The organism is Burkholderia sp. GW821-FHT14F03, assembly GCF_058803765.1.
This window is the reverse complement of record NZ_JBXAPG010000023.1, coordinates 97,369-117,218: the sequence shown is the minus strand read 5'-3', so window position 1 is coordinate 117,218 and position 19,850 is coordinate 97,369. Positions and strand designations below refer to the sequence as shown.

Sequence of the window (19,850 nt, the reverse complement as noted above, 5' to 3'; positions counted from 1 at the left end):
CCGCCCCGACGCGCGCCGGGCCCGCCGCGCGTCGCGCGGCCGATATCAGAACACCTTGACCGGCATGTTCACGACCAGGCGGTATTCCTGGTTGCCGCTGTCCGAGTAGTGCATCGAACCCGCGTGCCACATCGCGATGAAGGTGATCTTCGTGTCCTTGAACCTGCCGCTCTGGATCGTGTAGGACGGGATGAAGCCGAACTCGTGGTGACGCCCCTGGATCGGCGCGCCGTTCTTCCAGTACATGCTCGACTGGCTCGAATCGAGCGCCGCGCTCGCGGAACCGTCCGCGCCCCAGCCTTCCAGCGCCCACACCATCGCCTTGAAGCCGGGCAGCCCCGCGTCCTTGCCCCAGAACGTGTAGCGCAGCTGCAGCGATTTTTCGTGCGGCGCGTTGTAGTCGACGTTCATCGAGTTGACGAGGAAGATGCCGTTGGTCTCGTTCAGGTAGTCGAAGAACTGGTCGCCGAGAATCTGTTGATAGCCGAGCAGCAGCTCGTGCGGCCCGTGCTGCGCGGCCAGCGACAGGCTGTATGCGTTGTTGTCGATCTTGCCCTGGCGCGCGTCGCCGGTGTCGTGCGACGAGTAGACGTTGCCGAAGCCCGTCCACTTGATCGTCTGCGGCGCGCCGTAGCTCTGCTTCACCGACGCATAGTATTGCCGGTACACGTCGTCCGCCTGGCTCGCATACAGCGACGCCGAACCCGTCGGCGAGTAATCCCAGGTGCCGCCCGCATAGGTGAAGCGATCGACGCGCGTGCCGCCGTATTGCGTCGTCAGATTGGTCAACGTGGTGCGGCCGCGCGCGTTGTTCTTCGTGAAGCTGCCGGCTTCGAGCATCACGTTGCGGAACTCGTTGCTGACAAGGGTCGCGCCGAGGAAGGTCGGCGGCAGCGCACGGTTGTCGTGCTGCTCCATGAACGGATTGTCGACCGCCTGCAAACCGTACTTGAGCACCGTGTTGGAGATCCGGGCCTTCACGTCGTAGATGCCCGGGAACGCCCACGCGAGCTGGTTCGAGCCACCGCCGCCCTTCGCGACGTGGACCATGTTGCCCGCGCCCATCCCGCCGTCGAGCTTCAGCGCCGCGTAGAGCGACGCATCCACGCCGAAGCCGATCAACCCCTGCGTGTAGCCCGATTCGAAATTCGCCATCGCCCCCTGGATCCACGCGTGGCGGTGCGGGCCGCCCTTCGCGTCGAGCACGTCGGCGTAGTTGCGGAACAGCACGTTCAGGTGGCTGTCGGCGATGAAGCCATTGGATTGCGACTGGCTCGACTTCGGCTCGGGCGGCGTCACCGCCTGGGTGGCCTCCGCGTTGACGATCGCGTTCGGCGTCGTCGCCTGCTGCGCGACCGAGGTCGCGCCCGATGCGGACGCGGCCGGCGCGTCGTCCGCCCATGCTGCGGGACTCAGCGCGAGCCCCGCGACTATCGGCCAGCTCCATGCAAGCCGGACCGCCCTCGATGCCACCTTCATCGATTTATTTTTTCCCATGACCGTCACTTTTTATATGTGTGTGTGAACCACCATTACCGGCCGTCTCTCTCGGCCGGCAACACCCCGGCGCGTCCGAAAAAACGAACGCACCTTCCCAACGGCGCGGGAATCACCCCGCGCCGCCCCGTGAACACCAGTTGTCGATGTGTTGTGTTTGTCTATGTCGCGCGTCAGCGCGCGCCCACCCGGATGCACGCGACGCGCGACGCCGATCCGCCGCGCACTTCCGGCTGCGGCGTTTCATGCGAACACGCGTCGATCGCATCGGGGCAGCGCGTGCGGAACGCGCAGCCCGACGGGGGATTGAGCGGCGACGGCATCTCGCCCGACAGCAGCAGCGACCGGCGCGCGCGCTCGCGCACCGGGTCCGGCACCGGCGCGGCGGCGAGCAGCGCGCGCGTATACGGATGCTGCGGCGCGCCGTACACGTCGCGCCGCTCGCCGAACTCCATCACGCGGCCGAGATACATGACGAGCACGCGCTGGCTGATGGCCTTCACCACCGCCAGGTCGTGCGCGACGAAAAGATAGGAGAGCGACAGTTCGCGCTGCAGGTCGCGCAGCAGATTGACGATCTGCGCCTGGATCGATACGTCGAGCGCCGACACCGGCTCGTCGCAGATCACGAGGCGCGGCTCGGCGATCAGCGCGCGCGCGATCCCGACGCGCTGGCACTGGCCGCCCGAGAACTCGTGCGGATAACGCAGCAGGTGATGCGAATTGAGGCCGACGCGTTCGAGCATCGCGAGCACGCGCACGCGGATCTCGTTGCGACCGAGCTGCGGCTGATGCGTGACGAGCGGCTCCGCGACCACCTGCTCGATCGTCATGCGCGGATCGAGCGACGCGAGCGGATCCTGGAAGATCATCTGCATTTCGCTGCGCAGGGTGCGGATATCGCGGCGCGCACCCTGCACGAGCGGCTTGCCGCGCCACGCCACGCTGCCGGCCGTGATCGGCGCGAGGCCGATCAGCGCGCGCGCGAGCGTCGATTTTCCGCAGCCCGATTCGCCGACGAGCCCGACCGTCTCGCCGGGCCGCACGTCGAACGACACGCCGTCGACCGCGCGCAGCGTGCCCTTGCGCGACCACGGGTAGCCACCGAGCGGCACGCGGAAATGCACCTTGAGGTCGCGCACCGACAGCAGCGCGTCGTCGCCGCGCGCGGCGCCGGCCGGAGCGGGCGCCGCGGCCGGGGAAGTAAGACCGGCCGCGCTCATCGCAGTCCTCCGGAGATATCCGCCACGGGCCGATGGCAGGCGCGCACCGCGCCCGCCTCCGAGTAGCGGGTGAGTTCGGGACGATCCGTCCGGCAATGCGCCGAGGCATAGTCGCAGCGCCGCGCGAATGCGCAGCCCTGCGAAATCTGGCCGGGCAGCGGCGGATTGCCGGGAATCGCGATCAGCGGCGCGTTGTCGGGCGCATCGAGACGCGGCAGCGCGTTCAGCAGGCCGATCGTGTACGGATGCGACGGCGCGGCGAAAATCGCCTCGGCGCTCGCGTATTCGACGGTGCGGCCCGCGTACATCACCATCACGTCGTCGGCGAGCCCCGCCACCACGCCCATGTCGTGCGTGATCAGCACGATCGAGGTGCCGCGTTCGCGGTTCAGCTCGCGCAGCAGTTCGATGATCTGCGCCTGCACGGTGACGTCGAGCGCGGTGGTCGGCTCGTCGGCGATCAGGATCTCCGGCTCCGACAGCAGCGTCATCGCGATCATCACGCGCTGGCGCATGCCGCCCGAGAATTCATGCGGATACATGCGGATGCGGCGCGCGGCGTCGGGAATCCGCACCGCTTCGAGCGCCTCGATCGCGCGCCGGATCGCCGCGCGGCGCGACAGCTTGCGGTGCAGCTGCAGGCTTTCCGTCATCTGGCGTTCGATCGTCAGGAACGGATTCAGCGAGGTCATCGGATCCTGGAAGATCATGCCGATCCGGTTGCCGCGCACCGCGTTGAGCTGGCGCGTGTTCATCGCGAGCAGGTTCTCGCCGTGGAAACGCGCCTCACCGGTGGTCGAGCCGTTGGCGGCGAGCAGGCCGAGCAGCGCCATCACGGTCTGGCTCTTGCCGGAGCCGGATTCGCCGACGATGCCGAGGGTCTTGCCGGCCTCCAGCGCGAACGACACGCCGGATACCGCGTCGACGGGCGGCGCATCCTTGCGCGTGAAGCGCACGCCGAGTTGATTGACTTCGAGCAGGGCCATGTCAGCGATCCTTCGGGTCGAGCGCGTCGCGCAGGCCATCGCCGACGAAATTCACGCAGTAGAGCGTCACGCACAGCAGGATCGCCGGCGCGAGCAGCAGCCAGGGCATCGCATCGAGCTTCTGCGCGCCGTCCTGGATCAGCACGCCCCAGCTCGTCATCGGCTCCTGCACCCCGAGCCCGAGGAACGACAGCACCGATTCGGTCAGGATCACGCCCGGCACGCTGACGGTCGCGTACACGACCACCACGCCGAGCAGGTTCGGCACGATATGGCGCGCCACGATCGAGGCGGGCCTCACGCCGATCGCGCGCGCCGCATCGACGAACTCGCGATTGCGCAGCGACAGCGTCTGGCCGCGCACCACGCGCGCCATGTCGAGCCACGAGAACGCGCTGATCGTCAGCACGACGAGCATGAACGAGCGGCCGAACAGCGTCATCATCAGGATGGCGATCAGCAGGTACGGGATCGCGTACATCATGTCGACGACGCGCATCATCGCGGAATCGATCCGGCCGCCGGCGAAGCCGGCCGTCGCGCCCCACGCGACGCCGAACAGGCCCGACACCAGCGTGCCGAGCAGGCCGACCTCGAGCGACACGCGCCCGCCGATCAGCGTGCGCACCAGCAGGTCGCGGCCGAGTTCGTCGGTGCCGAACCAATGCTGGTTCGCCCAGGTCGGCGCGAGGCTGATCGACGACCAGTCGCTCGCGGTCGGATCGTTCGCCAGCAGCATCGGCCCGAACACGCAGGCGAGCGCGATCAGCACCAGGATCGCGAGGCTCAGCATCGCGGCGCGGTTGTGCCTGAAGCGGCGCAGCGCCAGTTCGAGCGGCGTGCGCGAGCGCGGCGGCGCATCGCTGTGCTCGGGCAGCTCGACGGAGGGAGTAGCAAGCGTCACGGGCGCCTCCTCAATAACGGATGCGCGGATCGAGCCACGCGTACGTGAGGTCGACCAGCAGATTGAACAACACCGCGACCACCGTCGTCAGCACGACGAGACCGAGCACCAGCGTGTAGTCGCGGTTGATCGCGCCGTTCACGACCAGTTGGCCGAGGCCCGGCAGCGCGAACACGGATTCGGTGACGACCGCCGCGGTGATCGACGAGATGCACACCGAGCCGACCAGCGACACCACCGGCATCAGCGCCGGCTTGAGCGCGTGGCGCAGCACGATCGTGCGGCGCGGCAGCCCTTTCGCGCGCGCGGTGCGGATGTAGTTGCTCGACAGCGTCTCGATCATCGAGCCGCGCATCACGCGCGCGAGCTGCGACACGTTGATCAGGGTCAGCAGCAGGATCGGCAGCACCCGGTAGCGCCAGCCGCCGTCGCCCCAGCCGCCGGCCGGCAGCCAGCCGTTGCCCTCGCCCGTCTTCAGCAGGATCGCGAAGATCAGCACCAGGACGGGGCCGAGCACGAACGGCGGGATCACGTTGCCGAAGTTGCCGATCAGCATCACGATGCGATCGACGAAGCTGTCGCGCCACACCGCGGCCATCGTGCCGAGCAGCACGCCGAACCCGATCGAGATCGGGATCGAGATGCCGCCGACCCCGAGGCTGACCGGAAACGCCTTGCGCACGAGATCGTTGACCGTCCAGTCGACGTAGCGGTACGACGGCCCGAGGTCGCCGTGCAGCAGCGCGTTCAGGTACATCAGGTACTGCTTCCACAGCGGCTGGTCGAGGTGGTACTTCGCGTTCAGGTTCGCGAGCGTCGCGGCGGACAGCTGCTTCTCGCCGTCGAACGGCCCGCCCGGCGTGAAGTGCAGCAGCAGGTAGCAGACGGTGATCACCGCGAGGATCGTCGGCACCGCCCAGAGCGTGCGACGCAAGGCATAGGCCAGCATGGGTGCGCTCCCCTCAGTGCTTGATCAGGTACAGGTCCTGCGACGCGCGCATGTCGATGAAGTTCGTCAGCGAGTAGCCGCCGACGTACGACTTGACGAGCCGGTCCGCGGTGTACTGGAACAGCGGCAGCATCGGGTAGTCGTTCATCGCGAGGTCGTGCGCCTGCGTGAGCAGCGCCGAGCGCGCCTTGTCGTCGAGCTTCTGGTTGCCCTCGGCAACGAGCGCGTCGACCTTCGGGTTGCAGTAGCCGACCGTGTTCTGCGGGCTGCCGCAGCGCAGCAGGTCGAAGAAGGTCATCGCGTCGTTGTAGTCGGCGAACCAGCCGTCGCGCGCCATCTGCACCTTGCCGTCATGCCGCAGCTTCATCAGCACCTTGAATTCGACGTTCTCGAGCTTCGCGTTCACGCCGAGCTTGGTGCGCCACTCGGATGCCGAGAACAGCGCGACCTTCTTGTGCAGGTCGCTGGTGTTGTAGGTCAGCGTGAACGACAGCGGATTCGCATCCGAATAGCCGGCCTGCTTCAGCAGGCTCTTCGCGTACTCGACGCGCTTGGCCATCGGCCAGCTCGCCCAGTCCGGCTTGAACGGATGATCGATGCCCTTGGTGCCGGCCGGCATCAGCCCGTACATCGGCACCTCGCCCGCCTGCGTGAGCTTCGAGGTCAGGATGTCGCGGTCGAGCACCATCGCGAGCGCCTGGCGCACGCGCTTGTCCTTGAACACCGGCTCGCTGTTCTTCATGTAGTAGTAATAGCTCGCGAGCTGCAGGCCCTGGCGCAGCTCCTTGCCGAACTGCGTGCTCACCTGCTTGATCACGCCCGCCGGAATCGAGTACGTGTAGTCGATCTGCCCCGACTGGTACATGCGCATCGCGGTATCGTCGCTCTCGATCGGCAGGTAGGTCACCTTGCGGATCACGACGTTGCGCGCATTCCAGTACTTGTCGCTCTTCGCGGCCACGATGCGGTTGTTCGGCTGCCAGTCGACCAGCGTGTACGGGCCGTTGCTGACCATGTTCTTCGGCCGGGTCCAGGCGTCGCCGAGGCGCGTGACGACGTCCTTGTTGATCGGCACGAGCGTCACCATCGCGGTCAGCTCGGGGAAGTACGCGACGGGCACCGTGGTCGTCACTTCCAGCGTATACGGGTCGACCGCGCGCACGCCCAGGTTCGACACCGGCTGCTTGCCGGCGATGATGTCGGTCGCGTTCTTCACGAACTCGATCAGAATCGTGTACTTCGAACCTGTTTTCGGATCCGCGACGCGCTGCCAGGCATAGACGAAATCCGCCGCCGTCACCGGCTGGCCGTTGCTCCACTTCGCATCGCGGCGCAGCTTGAACACCCACGTCTCCGGCGTCTTGCGCTCCCATGACTGCGCCACCCCCGGCACCACCGAGCCGTCCGCCGCGATCCGCGTGAGCCCCTCGAACAGATCGAGGCTGACCGTGTTGGCCGTCCACGACTCGATGTGCGCGGGGTCGAGCGACTCGACCTCGGCAGGCACCTGCCGCGTCAGATCCTGCTGGTCGGCAAGCGCGACGTTGGCGGGAACGGTCACGGCGGATGCCGGATGCATCGTCGTCAGGGCGAGCGCGGCCAGCACGGCCGTCATGGCATGCGTAAGTTTCATGGATATGCAGAGTTGGCTGAATTAACGGAGAGAACGCGCGACGCGAACGCGCCGGGCGCCTGAGACGCTTAGGGCTGCAACGACGGAGGCGGCCCCTGATGCTGATGTCTCGTCATTTTAGTATTCCTTACATTTCTTTCGATGGGCATTCCATTCGAAAACGAAATGAGGAATCCCCACGCATTAGAACAACCTCGGCGTCCCGACCCAGACTACCACTGATTCGATTTTCGCAGTGTTGACCCAGCTATGGGGGACGGTCGACTGATAATGCGCGCTGTCACCGGCGTGCAGGACGAAGGTCTTGCCTTCCAGCGTCAGCGACACTTCTCCGTCGATCACATACAGGAATTCCTCGCCTGCATGCGTCGTCACCTCCGACCGCTTCTGGCCCGGCGGCATCCGCACGAGAATCGCCTCGAGCTGACGTCCTTCCGGCACGTTGGTCAGGCGCGCAAACAGATTGGCCGAATCGGCAAAACTGAAAAAGCGCAGCTGATCGCCGCGGCAAACCGAGCGCTCTTCACTGGGCGTCTCGACGAAATACTGCACCGTGACGCCCAGCGCATGGGCAATGCCGGCCAACGACGTGATGGACGGCGATGCCAGACCGCGCTCGACCTGCGACAGGAACGGCTTGGAAATACCCGCGGCCGTGGCCGTTTCGTCGAGCGTGCGCTTCAAGCGCTGTCGCAACGCCCGGATCTTGCCGCCAAGCGCAATTGCCGCATTGGCAGGCCGCGTGTTTTCAGTGGGAGGAACCATAGCAGGCCGAAATCTGATCGTCAAAAATTGTTTGATGGAAAATAACTAAGTTTGATGAATATGGCTTAGTCTTCGTCTTGCTGATTGATGTCATCAAGATGAAAACCGGGCCAAGACCGCCAGGCCATACTGGCGGCAACGCGCTATCTTGCCAGACTCAAAACCTTCACAGGCAGCCACGGTGAGGCTTCGAGGGTTTTGGCGGAGGGCGGCCGGCCCAACAGGCTCAATCGTCTGACGACATCGCCACTGGGGAAAACCCGCTGGATTTCCGGGAATACCCTGAGTGACGAATTCGCCACTCGCCGCGAGAATCGCGGCCGTTCCGCGACCCCTTATTCATGCCAGGGGTCGGTTCCTGTTCTACCGATCCGCACGCGCGGCCTGTCCGCGGCGCGCGCGGGCCGATGGCGCGCCGCGACCCGGCGCCCCCGCAGTCGCACTGAAATGACCGTACTTGCTCGACCGGCGCGCGCCGCGCGCCCCCCTACCGCCGCCGTCCCGCCGGCGGCAGCGCCCACGCAGCGGCGCGCCCACGGCCACGCCGATCCGCCGCGCACCTAGCGGCTCGTCCATTCCGCCCGCCCCGGCGCGCGTCCCGCACCCGGGACCGGCGCATCAGCACATCGGCGCATCGGCGCATCATTCAAGGCAGGCCGCGCCCGCGCGCGCCGGCCCCCCGTTCAAACAGAGGTCCATGATGAATACAGCACGTGTCTCGCAGACACGATCGTTTACGACGGTCTTCCTGATCGAAATGTGGGAGCGTTTCGGTTACTACGGGATGGCGGCCCTGCTCGTCCTGTTCATGGTCAACCAGCTCGGCTTCACCGACAGCCATGCGAACCTGACCTGGGGCGCGTTCACCGCGCTCGTCTACGCGTCGCCGTCGATCGGCGGCTGGATCGGCGACAAGGTGCTCGGCACGCGCCGCACGATGATCGTCGGCGCGGTCGTGCTGTGCGTCGGCTACCTGATGCTCGCGATGCCGAACGAACATCTTGCCTACCTGTACGGCTCGCTCGGCGTGATCGTGGTCGGCAACGGGCTGTTCAAGGCCAACGCCGCGAACCTCGTGCGCCGCATCTACGAAGGCGACGACAGCCGCATCGACAGCGCGTTCACGATCTACTACATGGCGGTCAACATCGGATCGACCACCTCGATTCTCGCGACGCCGTGGATCAAGGACCACTGGGGCTGGCACGCGGCCTTCGCGGTGTGCAGCGCCGGCATGCTGCTCGCGATCCTGAACTTCGTGCTCATGCACCGCACGCTCGCGGACATCGGCTCGCCGCCCGACGCGGAGCCGGTGCACTGGCGGCGCGCGATCGCGGTCGTCGCCGGCGGCGCGGCGCTCGCGCTGATCACGATGTACGTGCTCGAACACAAGGCGCTCGCGGTCGCGAGCGTGTGGACCGCGGCGTTCGCGATCCTCGCGATCTTCGCGTACATGATCGCGAAATCGGACAGCTCGGAGCGCGCGGGCCTGATCGCCGCGCTGGTGCTGATCGCCCAGGTGATCCTGTTCTTCATCTTCTACGTGCAGATGTCGACCTCGCTCACGCTGTTCGCGCTGCGCAATGTCGATCCGCGCTTCATCCTGTTCGGCACGACGCTGTTTACGTGGAGCGCCGCGCAATTCCAGGCGCTGAATCCGATCTGGATCATGCTGCTGAGCCCGCTGCTCGTGATCCTCTACAACCGCTTCTCGAAAGCGGGCCACGACATTCCGGTCGCGGTGAAATACGCGGTGGGCTTCGGCTCGGTCGCGATCGGCTACCTGGTGTTCTCGATCAGCGGCCGCTTCGCGGTCGACGGGCGGGTGTCGTCGTGGTTCATGGTGTGGGGCTACGGGCTTTACTCGCTCGGCGAGCTGCTGGTCAGCGGCCTCGGCCTCGCGATGATCGCGCGCTACGTGCCGGCCCGCATGAGCGGCTTCATGATGGGTGCGTACTTCGTCGCGACCGGCGTGTCCCAGTATCTGGGCAGCGTGATCGCGAACTTCGCGCAGATGCCGTCGCACGACCTGCCGGCCAGCGCGTCGCTGCCGCTGTACACGAACCTGTTCATGTGGCTCGGCTGGCTCGCCGCGGGCGGCATGGGCGTCTCGCTTCTGCTGCTGCCGCTGATGCGCCGGCTGTCGCACGAGCATCATCGCTGCGTGAACGAACAGCGCAACGCGCAGGCCGCGCCGCAGTAACGCTCAGTAATTTCCCTGTTCAGTGAATTCCCTCGTCGCGCGCCATTCCGCTGCCAAATGTGCGCACCCGTCCTACACTGGATGCATAGAGTCCATCGGACCACGACGCACCACGACGAGGGGAACCACGATGAAAAACAGAACCACGCGGCTGCTGCGCATTCTGTCGGACATCCGGCATGCGCAGCGGTGCACCGCGCTACGCGCCGCCGCCGCATCGGCCGAAGCCGACGCGGTGCTGGCCGAGCCCTCGGAGCCCGATCCGGACGACGCGGACGCGCAACGTTTCGACGACGCCGCACTCACGATCCGCTCCCGTATCAGCTCACCTCACTGACGGCGTCCGTCGTCACGCGCCGCCCGCACGGGCGCATCGTTCTCCTTGTGTCTGCCCCGCCCCGGCGTCCGGGTTTGCCCCGACGCCCGGCCGCCTGTCGACGCATCGTCAGCGCGCGACGCGACCGCGCCGCCGCAGATGCGCCGCGCCGTGCCACGCGGTCAGCGCGACCGCGAGCCAGATCGGCCCATAGGTCGCGAGCCGCGCGGACGTGAGCGGCTCGCCGAGGAACAGCACCGCGACCACGACCAGCAGGATCGGCTCGACATAACCGAGGATGCCGAACAGCGTCATCGGCAGCAGGCGGCTCGCCTTCAGGTAGCTCGCGAGCGCGATCGTGCTGAGCGCGCCGAGCCCGGGCAACAGCAGCCACAGCGCCGGATGCGCGGCAACGTGCGTCGGGCTCGCGGCGAGCGTCGCCACCGCGATCGGCAACAGCAGGAGCATCTCGCCCGCGAACAGCGCGAGCGAATCGGCCTGGATGCGCCGGCGCAACATGAAGTACGGCGGATAGCCGAGCGCGACCACCAGGGTCGGCCATGCGAACGCGCGCGTCGTCCACAGCTCGTGCGCGACGCCCGCCGCCGCGCACGCGACCGCGAGCCACTGCAGGCCGGCGAGCCGCTCGTGGTAATGGAACCGCCCGACCAGCACCATGGTCAGCGGCAACAGGAAGTAGCCGAGCGAGACGTCGAGCATCCGGCCGTGCAGCGGCGCCCACAAGAAGAGCCACAGCTGCACGCCCAGGAGCGCCGCGCCCGCGACCAGCATCAGCGCGGTGTGCGGCTCGGTGCGCAGGCGCGCCGCCAGCGCGCCGAGCGCGGGCCCATTGCCACGCAGCGCGACGAGCGCGAGCGCGCCGGGCACGGTCCAGATGACGCGCCACGCGAAGATGTCGAGGCCCGTCAGCGGCGCGAGCAGCTGCGCATAGCCCGACAGCAGCGCGAACAGCGCGGATGCGGCCACCGACAGCGCGACGCCGCGCATGGCGCCCGACGATTCCGGCAGAACGGCGCTCACTGCTGCTGGAAGCGTTCGAAGCGCCGGCCGGTGGGCCGTTCCTCGAAGCTGACCTCGGTCACGCGCGCGGCGGGCGGCCCGTGCCGCAGCCAGGCGAGCATGCGATCGATCTGCGGCGCGGGGCCCTGGATCATCGCCTCGACCGAACCGTCCTCGAGGTTCGACACCCAGCCGCGCAACTTCAGCGCATGCGCCTCGCGCACCGTGGCGTGACGGAATCCGACGCCCTGCACGATGCCGCGCACCCGTACGTAATATGTCTCGATCCGTTCGTCCAGATCGTTGCTGCCCATCGTCTTCCCCTGTACCGATATCATCCAAGCCCGGCATTGTAGTCGCGCCGCGTGCATCCCGTAGGCACGGCGCCCCGGGGCAAACCCGCACAAGCACGTACAATCCCGTCCGACACGCAACCGCGGCGCGGCCCCGGGCCGCGCCGCCATGAGGACAGGCATGACTGATACACCACGCGATCTCGTTCTGGTCACCGGCGCATCCGGTTTCGTGGGCTCCGCCGTCGCGCGCATCGCGCGCGAGAAGGGCTACGCGGTGCGCGTGCTGGTGCGCGCGACGAGCCCGCGCACCAACCTCGCGGACCTCGACGCCGAGATCGTCACGGGCGACATGCGCGACGAGGCGTCGATGCGCCGCGCGCTGCGCGGCGTGCGCTACCTGCTGCACGTCGCCGCCGACTACCGGCTGTGGGCGCCCGATCCGGGCGAGATCGAACGCGCGAACCTGGAGGGCGCGCTCGCGACGATGCGCGCGGCGCGCGCGGAAGGGGTCGAGCGGATCGTCTACACGAGCAGCGTCGCGACGCTGAAGGTCACCCCGTCCGGGCACGCCTCGGATGAGACCGCGCCGCTCGCGGCCGACCAGGCGATCGGCGTCTACAAGCGCAGCAAGGTGCTTGCCGAACGCGCGGTCGAGAAGATGATCGCGGAAGACGGGCTGCCCGCCGTGATCGTCAACCCGTCGACGCCGATCGGCCCGCGCGACGTGAAGCCGACGCCGACCGGCCGCATCATCGTCGAGGCCGCGCTCGGCAAGATTCCCGCGTTCGTCGATACCGGGCTGAACCTCGTGCACGTCGACGACGTCGCGCACGGTCATTTTCTCGCGCTCGAGCGCGGCCGGATCGGCGAGCGCTACATCCTCGGCGGCGAGAACCTGCCGCTGCAGACGATGCTCGCGGACATCGCGCAGCTCACCGGCCGCAAGCCGCCGACGATCGCGCTGCCGCGCTGGCCGCTGTATCCGCTCGCGGCGGGCGCGGAACTGGTCGCGAAGGTGACGAAGCGCGAACCGTTCGTCACGATCGATGGTCTGAGGATGTCGAAGAACAAGATGTACTTCACATCGGCGAAGGCGGAACGCGAGCTGGGCTACCGCGCGCGGCCGTACCGGCAGGGTCTCGAGGATGCGCTCGCGTGGTTCCGCGAAGCGGGCTACCTGAACGCGTGACGCCTGCCCGGGCGGCTCGCGCGATGCGCATTTTGTTACACGCAATCGTCTGCCCGCCGGGACGCAACGGGTAAAATCCCCGGTCTTACGTAGAGAAATACCGCATGAACCTGAACGAACAGATCGATGCGCTCGATGGCGGCATCGATCAGCTCATCCATACCGCGCGCAACGTCGCGCGCGCCGCGCGGGCGGCCAACGACGCCGCCGTCTCGACCCAGGCCGCTCATGAACTGGCGAGCGCCGACAAGGCTGCGGCCCAAGCGCTCGCCGAGCAGGCCGAGGCGGTGCAGGCCGCTGCCGAAGCGGCCGCGGCGCGGGCCGTCACCGATCGCTCGCACGCCGAGATGCTGGCGGCGCAGGCCGCCGAGGAGCGCGCGGCGGCCGAAGCCGCCACCGCGCGGCTCACCGAAGAACGCGCGGCAGCCGAGGCGCTCGCCGCGCGGGCCGCCAACGATCGCGCCGCCGCCGACGCCGCCTCCGCGCGGCTCGCCGAAGAACGCGCGGCAACCGAGGCGCTCGCCGCGCGGGCCGCCAACGATCGTGCCGCCGCCGAAGCGCTGACCACCCAAGCTGCCGACGCTCGCACCACGGCCGAAGCCGCCGCCGCGCAGCTCGCCGACGCGCGAGCGGCAGCCGAGGCGCTCGCCGCGCAGGCCGCCAACGACCGCGCCGCCGCCGACGCCGCCACCGCGCAACTCGCCGACGAACGCGCGGCAGCCGAGGCGCTCGCCGCACAGGCCGCCAACGATCGCGCCGCCGCCGAAGCCGCCACCGCGCAACTCGCCGACGAACGTGCCGCAACCGAGGCGCTCGCCGCGCAGGCCGCCGACGATCGCGCCGCCGCCGAAGCCGCCCAACGCGCGAACGAACACGCGGTGGCCGAAGCGCTGGCCGCGCAAAACGCCGACGCCCGCGCCGCCGCCGACGCCTCTCAACACACCGGCGCCGAACTGCTGGCCGCGCAAGCCGCCGCAGATCGCGCGGCGGCGGAAATGCTCGCGGCGCAAGCCGCCGCCGACCGCGCCTCGGCCGAGGCCGCCGCGGCCCAGGCCGCGGCCGATCGCGACCTCGCCGAAACGGCGCGCACGCAAGCCGCCGCCGACAAGTCGGCCGCCGAAACGCTCGCCGCGCAGGCCGCCGCCGACCGCGACGCCGCGCCGACGCTCGCCCGATCCCACGCCGAGCAACCGGCCGAGACGGACGAGCGCCCGACGCTGCGGGTCAATCGCCCCACCCAGGATGAGCTCACTTTAACGATCCACCACCATGCCGTATCGCTGCACCCGGCGCAGTTGAGCCAGTTGATCGAGGAGTTGTCGCACGCGCGTGCGTCGATGAGCGTCGAACAGCCGGCGGGCGTGCCGTCCGGCTGGCGTTTCGTGTCGACGAAGAATCCGATGATGGCGGTGCAGAAGCAGTCGAACGGCGACCGCCTGCTGATCGCGCGGCACACGGGCTACGGCTGGGTGCCGTTCACGTTCTCGCCTGATGTGGTGATCCAGCTCTACATGCTGCTCACGCAGAAGTGAGCGGACGGCGGGGCGGCCCTGCCGCCCCGCGCGTTCAGCGCTCCACCGGCGCCTGCACGCGCGCCTTCCACTGGCCGCCCTTGCCGCGCCAGTAGCGCACGGCGGACGCGAAGGTCGCGCCCACATAGAACAGCGCGACGAGCGGCAGCGCCGGCGCCCACAGCGGCGAACGGCGGTAATAGCCGAGCATCGGCGCATACGCGGTGCACATCGACGCCCACGCGAGCCACGCCGGCCAGGCGCGCGCGCCGTAGGCGAGCGCGGCAACCGGCGGCAGCAGGTAGATGACGGCCATCCCGAACAGCGTCCCCACGAGCATCAGCGGCGAATAGCGCAGCTGCGTGAACGCGGTGCGCGCGATCATGTTCCAGATGTCGCGCCAGCTGTCGTACGGGCGCAGCGACACGCTGCGATCCGCGAGATCGAGCCGGATCGGATGCCGGCCCTCGCCGCGATGCTTGATCTGCGCGGCCAGGCTGCAATCGTCGATCAGCGCGCCGCGGATCGACTCGATCCCGCCCGCCTCCTCCAGCGCCGCGCGGCGCACCAGCATGCAGCCGCCCGCCGCGCCGGCGGTGCGATTGCGCGGATCGTTGATCCACGAGAACGGATACAGCTTCGCGAAGAAGAACACGAACGCCGGAATCAGCGCCTTCTCCCAGAACGAATCGCAGCGCAGCCGCACCATCAGCGACACCAGATCGCGCTGCTCGGCCTGCGCGCGCGTCACGAGCTGGGCCACGGCGTCGGGCGGATGGCCGATGTCGGCGTCGGTCAGCAGCAGGTAGTCGGCCGGCAGCCCGAGCGTGCGCACGGCCGCGATGCCCTGCGACTGCGCCCACACCTTGCCCGACCAGCCGGCCGGCAGCGGCTGCGCGCCCAGCACCGTCAGGCGCTCCGCGCGGCCGATGGCGAGCGCCGCCGCGCGCGCGGCGTCGGCCGTGCCGTCGGTGCTGTGGTCATCGACGACGATCAGGTGGAACGCCCCCGGATAATCCTGTTCGAGCAGCGAGGTGACCGCCGCCGCGATCACGTCGGCCTCGTTGCGGGCCGGCACCACGGCCGCCACGGCCGGCCAGCCGTCCCGGGCCGCCGCGCCGCGCGCCTCGGGCGGCAGGCGGCGCGCCGGACGCGCGCGCCAGAAACCGCCGCGCGCGAACAACAATACGAGCCAGATCACGAGCGACAGGCACGACAGCAGGAACACGATCACGAGCGTCATGCGCGTTCCCCCGCCGCCGGGGAGCGGTGCGCGGCATGCGTCGCCGCGCGGCTGTAAGTTTTGTAAATATCGACGTCCATCAAGCCTGCCCTCGGGTCCGCGCGCCCAGACGCCGCGCGGACGGTTGCAAAACCGCGTAGTTTACTGGGTTCCGCGCGGCCCGGCGCCGAGCCTCGGGGTTGTGCCGGTTGCAACATCGTCAGGAACGGTAAAGCACGCAAAGGCCGATAGGGTTAAAATGCGCGATTAATTCGGGGTGCCGGGTTCCGTTCCCGCATTCATAACATCTAAGTTGGGGCGATCGGGCCGGCCTGCACGGCTCTCTCGAACCCCGCGTCTGTCGTCGGAGTTCGCCCAAATATGCGAGTCATCCTTGCCCAGCCCCGCGGCTTTTGTGCGGGGGTTGTCCGCGCGATCGAGATCGTCGATCGCGCGCTGCAACAGCATGGCGCGCCGGTCTATGTGCGGCATGAAATTGTCCACAACCGGCACGTCGTGGAAAACTTGAGAAATAAAGGGGCGCAGTTCGTCGAGGAACTCGACGAGGTGCCGCACGGCGCCGTCGCGATCTTCAGCGCGCACGGCGTCGCCCAAACCGTCGAGCGCGACGCCGAGGCCCGCGGCCTCGACGTGCTCGACGCGACCTGCCCGCTCGTGACCAAGGTGCACGTGCAAGGCCGCCAGTACGTGGCCGCCGGCCGCCGCCTGATCCTGATCGGCCACGCCGGCCATCCGGAGGTCGAGGGCACGATCGGCCAGATTCCGGGCGAGGTGGTTCTCGTCCAGAGCGAGGCCGAGGTCGACGGGCTGACGCTGCCGGTCGACACGCCGGTCGCGTACGTGACGCAGACCACGCTGTCGGTCGACGACACGCGGGGCATCATCGAGGCGCTGACGCGCAAGTTCACCGACATCGTCGGCCCGGACACGCGCGACATCTGCTACGCGACGCAAAACCGCCAGGCGGCGGTGCGCGAGCTGAGCGCGCAGGTCGAGGTGCTGCTCGTGGTCGGCGCGACCAACAGCTCGAACTCGAACCGCCTGCGCGAGATCGGCACCGAAAGCGGCGTGCCGAGCTACCTCGTCGCGGACGGCTCCGAGATCCGCCCGGAATGGTTCGCGAACGCGACCACGGTGGGCCTGACGGCCGGCGCATCGGCGCCGGAGGAAATGGTTGAGGATGTGATCGGCGCCTTGCGCGCCCTGGGTCCCGTCGACGTCGTCACGATGGCGGGCCGGGAAGAAAAAGTTGAATTCAAGTTGCCGGCGAAGCTGTTGCAAGCTGTCGCCCGCGAAGTCTAAGGAGGACATCTCTTGTCTATTCCGCTGCTCCAACAAGTCCGCGTCGGCGCCTATATCGTGCGCCAGCACCTTTCCGGCAACAAGCGCTACCCGCTCGCGCTGATGCTCGAACCGCTGTTCCGCTGCAATCTCGCCTGCAACGGCTGCGGCAAGATCGACTATCCGGATCCCATCCTGAACCAGCGCCTGTCCGTCGAGGAATGCCTGCAGGCCGTCGACGAGTGCAACGCGCCGGTGGTCTCGATCGCGGGCGGCGAACCGCTGCTGCACAAGGAAATGCCGGAGATCGTCCGCGGCATCATGAAGCGCAAGAAGTTCGTGTACCTGTGCACGAACGCGCTGCTGATGGAAAAGAAGATGGACGACTACCAGCCGAGCCCGTACTTCGTCTGGTCGGTCCACCTCGACGGCGACAAGGACATGCACGACCACGCCGTGTCGCAGGACGGTGTGTACGAGAAGGCGGTCGCGGCGATCAGGGAAGCGAAGCGCCGCGGCTTCCGCGTGAACATCAACTGCACGCTGTTCAACGACGCGATCCCCGAGCGCGTCGCGAAGTTCTTCGACACGCTCAAGCCGATCGGCGTGGACGGCATCACGGTGTCGCCGGGCTACGCGTACGAGCGCGCGCCGGATCAGCAGCACTTCCTGAACCGCGACAAGACCAAGAACCTGTTCCGCGAGATCCTGAAGCGCGGCGACGGCGGCAAGCGCTGGTCGTTCAGCCAGTCGTCGCTGTTCCTCGACTTCCTGGCCGGCAACCAGACCTACAAGTGCACGCCGTGGGGCAACCCCGCGCGCACCGTGTTCGGCTGGCAGAAGCCGTGCTATCTGGTCGGCGAAGGTTATGTGAAGACCTTCAAGGAACTGATGGAAGACACCAACTGGGACAACTACGGCGTCGGCAACTACGAGAAGTGCGCGGACTGCATGGTCCACTGCGGCTTCGAGGCGACGGCGGTGATGGATACCATCGCGCATCCGCTGAAGGCGTTCGCCGTGAGCCGCAAGGGCATCAAGACCGAAGGCGCGTTCGCGCCGGATATCCCGATCGACAATCAGCGCCCCGCCGAGTACGTGTTCTCGCGCCACGTCGAGATCAAGCTCGAGGAAATCCAGCGCGCCGGCAAGGGCAAGCTGCAGAAGTCGACCAAGTCGGCCGCGGCGGCCTGACCGCGCGGCGCCGCGCGCGCCGTGCAGCCTGACCGACGCAAGGGGCGTCACGGACTCGGTCCGTGACGCCCTTTTTGCTGGTGCGCCGCACGCGTCTCGCGCGCACGCGCTACTATCCTCGTTTCATCCGCGGCGCACCACGATGCCGCGCATCCCTCCCGCCCGAGAACCGTCATGTCCCTGCTCGATCCCGCCGCCATCGAAAGCTGGCACGCGCACGTCTATTTCGACGCCGCCCATCGCGATGCCGCCTGGGCCTTCCGCGAGGTCGTCGACCAGCAGTTCGGCGCGCGGCTGCAACTCGGCCGCTTCCACGAGCAGCCGGTCGGCCCGCATCCGGTCTGGTCGTACCAGCTCGCGTTCGGGCGCGAGCACTTCGACACCATCGTGCCGTGGCTCGTGCTGAATCACGGCGCGCTCGACATCTTCCTGCATCCGAACACCCGCGACGAACTGCGCGACCATCGCGACTGCGCGACCTGGATCGGGCGTTCGTATACGTTGAATCTGGCCGGGTTGACCGACTAGCGGGCAGACGGCCGCGCCCGCTGGCGTCAGGCGGCGCTGGCCGCCGCGCGCCGCCGCGGCCAGCGCCGCCGCGACCGGCAGCTTCACGCCGCTCGTCGCGCACGCCGACACGTGCTGCCACAGTTCGGACAGCCGATATCTCGGCAGGGTCGCGAAGTAATCGTCCTGCAGCGTGACGAGGCGTTCCAGCACCGGGCTGTCGGCCGCATCGAGCGCGCAGCGCGCCTCCGCGCGTTCGAGCACGCGCTCCGCCTCGACGCACAGCGCGATCTGCGCATCGGGCACGTCGGCCAGATCGCTGAGCAGGAACACCAGGTACACGGCCGTCTGCAAACGCCGCAGCATCTCGAGATCGCCATGACCGCCGCGCATCGCGACGAGCGCCAGGTGATATTTGAGGGAGATCGACCGCACCCGGGCGGGCGGCATCGGCAGCAGCCACGCCTTCGTCATGGGCCGGCGGCCCTTTCCCTTGTTCCCGTGTTTCATCCCGTCCTCCCTAAGCCGTGCGGGGCACGCCGCGTCGGACGCACGCCGCCCCGCTCAGAACGTGTTCTCGCCCTTCAGGTAGTAGGCGGTCTTCACGCAGAACGCCCGCACCGGACGCCCGGACTGCGTATCCTCGGCGACGCGCGCCTCCATCGCCGCGCGCGCTTCGGCTGAGCGGTCCGGCTGCGGGTGATGGACGCGCGCGAGCGCGCGCTGCATGTCGAGCGGATAGCGCTGGTTGCCGGCCGAGGTGGCGCGATAGCCGACGCGCTGCAGCTGCAGCAGCTGCCGGTCCGTATCGGCGCGCGCCGCCCACCAGCCGAACGATCCCGCGCCGCCGTCCGGTTGCGCGAATGCGACGGCGGGCAGCCCGGCGAGCGCGCCGGACAGCGCGAGCAGGGGGACGAGCGATTTCATCGTGGCCTCCAGAATGACGTCCCACCGCGCCCCCTGGCGCGATGTCTTGAAAACATCGTAATGGGCCGCTCAAATCGAATGAATATTTGAAATCACAATTCAACGTTGTCGCACCGAAAACGGCATGCGCCAATCCCCCTTCCGATCCCCTCCATTCAGCGCCGACGCCTTTGCCTGCGAGCCCGCCGGTCGCTTTAAACCCATTC

The 19,850-nt window shown here is 68.1% G+C and carries 18 protein-coding genes; 7 read left to right on the top strand and 11 right to left on the bottom strand.

The genetic code is table 11. The features are described from left to right. Positions 1 to 45 precede the first annotated feature (45 nt). The 7 genes from AC1RQF_RS17585 to AC1RQF_RS17555 all read right to left on the bottom strand — a co-directional run bounded on the left by AC1RQF_RS17585 (position 46) and on the right by AC1RQF_RS17555 (position 7,957). Positions 46 to 1,497 carry an OprD family porin gene (locus AC1RQF_RS17585; protein ID WP_492872600.1) on the bottom strand — a complete coding sequence of 484 codons (1,452 nt, stop codon included), beginning with the start codon at positions 1,495 to 1,497 and terminating at the stop codon, positions 46 to 48. 173 nt (positions 1,498 to 1,670) lie between these two features. Further along, entirely contained in the window at positions 1,671 to 2,720 is a 1,050-nt protein-coding gene (locus AC1RQF_RS17580; protein ID WP_273997288.1) for an ABC transporter ATP-binding protein, read from the bottom strand. Continuing rightward, positions 2,717 to 3,706, bottom strand: a complete 990-nt coding sequence (locus tag AC1RQF_RS17575; RefSeq protein WP_273997286.1) for an ABC transporter ATP-binding protein — start codon at positions 3,704 to 3,706, stop codon at positions 2,717 to 2,719. The genes AC1RQF_RS17580 and AC1RQF_RS17575 overlap by 4 nt, the downstream gene beginning before the upstream one ends. A 1-nt stretch (position 3,707) precedes the next feature. After that, complete coding sequence (locus AC1RQF_RS17570; RefSeq protein WP_492872599.1) at positions 3,708 to 4,610, bottom strand: ABC transporter permease; 903 nt, start codon at positions 4,608 to 4,610, stop codon at positions 3,708 to 3,710. Positions 4,611 to 4,620: 10 nt separating this feature from the next. Then, positions 4,621 to 5,559, bottom strand: coding sequence for an ABC transporter permease subunit (locus AC1RQF_RS17565; protein ID WP_273997285.1), 939 nt, complete (start codon positions 5,557 to 5,559; stop codon positions 4,621 to 4,623). Between the two features lie 13 nt (positions 5,560 to 5,572). Continuing rightward, the gene (locus tag AC1RQF_RS17560) at positions 5,573 to 7,192 is read right to left on the bottom strand and encodes a peptide ABC transporter substrate-binding protein (protein ID WP_492872598.1); all 1,620 of its coding nucleotides are present in this window, start codon (positions 7,190 to 7,192) and stop codon (positions 5,573 to 5,575) included. Positions 7,193 to 7,375: 183 nt separating this feature from the next. After that, on the bottom strand, positions 7,376 to 7,957 hold the full coding sequence (locus AC1RQF_RS17555; RefSeq protein ID WP_252982212.1) for a cupin domain-containing protein: 582 nt from the start codon (positions 7,955 to 7,957) through the stop codon (positions 7,376 to 7,378). 700 nt (positions 7,958 to 8,657) lie between these two features. Between AC1RQF_RS17555 and AC1RQF_RS17550 the strand changes: the two genes are divergently transcribed. Together AC1RQF_RS17550 and AC1RQF_RS17545 are read left to right on the top strand one after the other, a co-directional pair. Next, positions 8,658 to 10,160, top strand: coding sequence for a peptide MFS transporter (locus tag AC1RQF_RS17550; RefSeq protein ID WP_273997282.1), 1,503 nt, complete (start codon positions 8,658 to 8,660; stop codon positions 10,158 to 10,160). Positions 10,161 to 10,290: 130 nt separating this feature from the next. Further along, positions 10,291 to 10,497: a hypothetical protein gene (locus AC1RQF_RS17545; RefSeq protein WP_273997281.1), complete on the top strand. Its 207-nt coding sequence runs from the start codon at positions 10,291 to 10,293 to the stop codon at positions 10,495 to 10,497. Positions 10,498 to 10,605: 108 nt separating this feature from the next. On the opposite strand, the gene rarD is transcribed toward AC1RQF_RS17545, so the two are convergent. Then, on the bottom strand, positions 10,606 to 11,484 hold the full coding sequence (gene rarD, locus AC1RQF_RS17540) for an EamA family transporter RarD (protein ID WP_273998290.1): 879 nt from the start codon (positions 11,482 to 11,484) through the stop codon (positions 10,606 to 10,608). Between the two features lie 29 nt (positions 11,485 to 11,513). After that, the gene (locus tag AC1RQF_RS17535; protein ID WP_492872597.1) at positions 11,514 to 11,810 is read right to left on the bottom strand and encodes an acylphosphatase; all 297 of its coding nucleotides are present in this window, start codon (positions 11,808 to 11,810) and stop codon (positions 11,514 to 11,516) included. A gap of 160 nt (positions 11,811 to 11,970) precedes the next feature. On the opposite strand from AC1RQF_RS17535, the gene hpnA reads away from it, so the two are divergent. Both hpnA and AC1RQF_RS17525 read left to right on the top strand, forming a co-directional pair. After that, positions 11,971 to 12,981: a hopanoid-associated sugar epimerase gene (gene hpnA, locus AC1RQF_RS17530; protein ID WP_492872596.1), complete on the top strand. Its 1,011-nt coding sequence runs from the start codon at positions 11,971 to 11,973 to the stop codon at positions 12,979 to 12,981. 104 nt (positions 12,982 to 13,085) lie between these two features. After that, positions 13,086 to 14,513, top strand: coding sequence for a hypothetical protein (locus AC1RQF_RS17525; protein WP_492872595.1), 1,428 nt, complete (start codon positions 13,086 to 13,088; stop codon positions 14,511 to 14,513). A gap of 34 nt (positions 14,514 to 14,547) precedes the next feature. On the opposite strand, the gene AC1RQF_RS17520 is transcribed toward AC1RQF_RS17525, so the two are convergent. Then, positions 14,548 to 15,735: a glycosyltransferase gene (locus tag AC1RQF_RS17520; protein ID WP_273997276.1), complete on the bottom strand. Its 1,188-nt coding sequence runs from the start codon at positions 15,733 to 15,735 to the stop codon at positions 14,548 to 14,550. Between the two features lie 360 nt (positions 15,736 to 16,095). Between AC1RQF_RS17520 and ispH the strand changes: the two genes are divergently transcribed. From ispH to AC1RQF_RS17505, 3 genes are all read left to right on the top strand, one after another. Next, on the top strand, positions 16,096 to 17,037 hold the full coding sequence (gene ispH, locus AC1RQF_RS17515; RefSeq protein ID WP_273997275.1) for a 4-hydroxy-3-methylbut-2-enyl diphosphate reductase: 942 nt from the start codon (positions 16,096 to 16,098) through the stop codon (positions 17,035 to 17,037). Between the two features lie 12 nt (positions 17,038 to 17,049). Beyond that, positions 17,050 to 18,210: an adenosyl-hopene transferase HpnH gene (gene hpnH / locus AC1RQF_RS17510; protein ID WP_273997274.1), complete on the top strand. Its 1,161-nt coding sequence runs from the start codon at positions 17,050 to 17,052 to the stop codon at positions 18,208 to 18,210. 174 nt (positions 18,211 to 18,384) lie between these two features. Then, positions 18,385 to 18,738, top strand: coding sequence for a DOPA 4,5-dioxygenase family protein (locus AC1RQF_RS17505; protein ID WP_273997273.1), 354 nt, complete (start codon positions 18,385 to 18,387; stop codon positions 18,736 to 18,738). A gap of 543 nt (positions 18,739 to 19,281) precedes the next feature. On the opposite strand, the gene AC1RQF_RS17500 is transcribed toward AC1RQF_RS17505, so the two are convergent. Further along, entirely contained in the window at positions 19,282 to 19,644 is a 363-nt protein-coding gene (locus AC1RQF_RS17500; protein WP_273997271.1) for a hypothetical protein, read from the bottom strand. Between the last annotated feature and the right edge of the window lie 206 nt (positions 19,645 to 19,850).

Bases quoted from the DNA above. Each gene is read 5' to 3' on its own strand.
- AC1RQF_RS17585 (WP_492872600.1), bottom strand. From the start codon at position 1,497: ATGGGAAAAAATAAATCGATGAAGGTGGCATCGAGGGCGGTCCGGCTT.
- AC1RQF_RS17580 (WP_273997288.1), bottom strand. From the start codon at position 2,720: ATGAGCGCGGCCGGTCTTACTTCCCCGGCCGCGGCGCCCGCTCCGGCC.
- AC1RQF_RS17575 (WP_273997286.1), bottom strand. From the start codon at position 3,706: ATGGCCCTGCTCGAAGTCAATCAACTCGGCGTGCGCTTCACGCGCAAG.
- AC1RQF_RS17565 (WP_273997285.1), bottom strand. From the start codon at position 5,559: ATGCTGGCCTATGCCTTGCGTCGCACGCTCTGGGCGGTGCCGACGATC.
- AC1RQF_RS17560 (WP_492872598.1), bottom strand. From the start codon at position 7,192: ATGAAACTTACGCATGCCATGACGGCCGTGCTGGCCGCGCTCGCCCTG.
- AC1RQF_RS17555 (WP_252982212.1), bottom strand. From the start codon at position 7,957: ATGGTTCCTCCCACTGAAAACACGCGGCCTGCCAATGCGGCAATTGCG.
- AC1RQF_RS17550 (WP_273997282.1), top strand. From the start codon at position 8,658: ATGAATACAGCACGTGTCTCGCAGACACGATCGTTTACGACGGTCTTC.
- AC1RQF_RS17545 (WP_273997281.1), top strand. From the start codon at position 10,291: ATGAAAAACAGAACCACGCGGCTGCTGCGCATTCTGTCGGACATCCGG.
- rarD (WP_273998290.1), bottom strand. From the start codon at position 11,484: ATGCGCGGCGTCGCGCTGTCGGTGGCCGCATCCGCGCTGTTCGCGCTG.
- AC1RQF_RS17535 (WP_492872597.1), bottom strand. From the start codon at position 11,810: ATGGGCAGCAACGATCTGGACGAACGGATCGAGACATATTACGTACGG.
- hpnA (WP_492872596.1), top strand. From the start codon at position 11,971: ATGACTGATACACCACGCGATCTCGTTCTGGTCACCGGCGCATCCGGT.
- AC1RQF_RS17525 (WP_492872595.1), top strand. From the start codon at position 13,086: ATGAACCTGAACGAACAGATCGATGCGCTCGATGGCGGCATCGATCAG.
- AC1RQF_RS17520 (WP_273997276.1), bottom strand. From the start codon at position 15,735: ATGACGCTCGTGATCGTGTTCCTGCTGTCGTGCCTGTCGCTCGTGATC.
- ispH (WP_273997275.1), top strand. From the start codon at position 16,096: ATGCGAGTCATCCTTGCCCAGCCCCGCGGCTTTTGTGCGGGGGTTGTC.
- AC1RQF_RS17505 (WP_273997273.1), top strand. From the start codon at position 18,385: ATGTCCCTGCTCGATCCCGCCGCCATCGAAAGCTGGCACGCGCACGTC.
- AC1RQF_RS17500 (WP_273997271.1), bottom strand. From the start codon at position 19,644: ATGAAATCGCTCGTCCCCCTGCTCGCGCTGTCCGGCGCGCTCGCCGGG.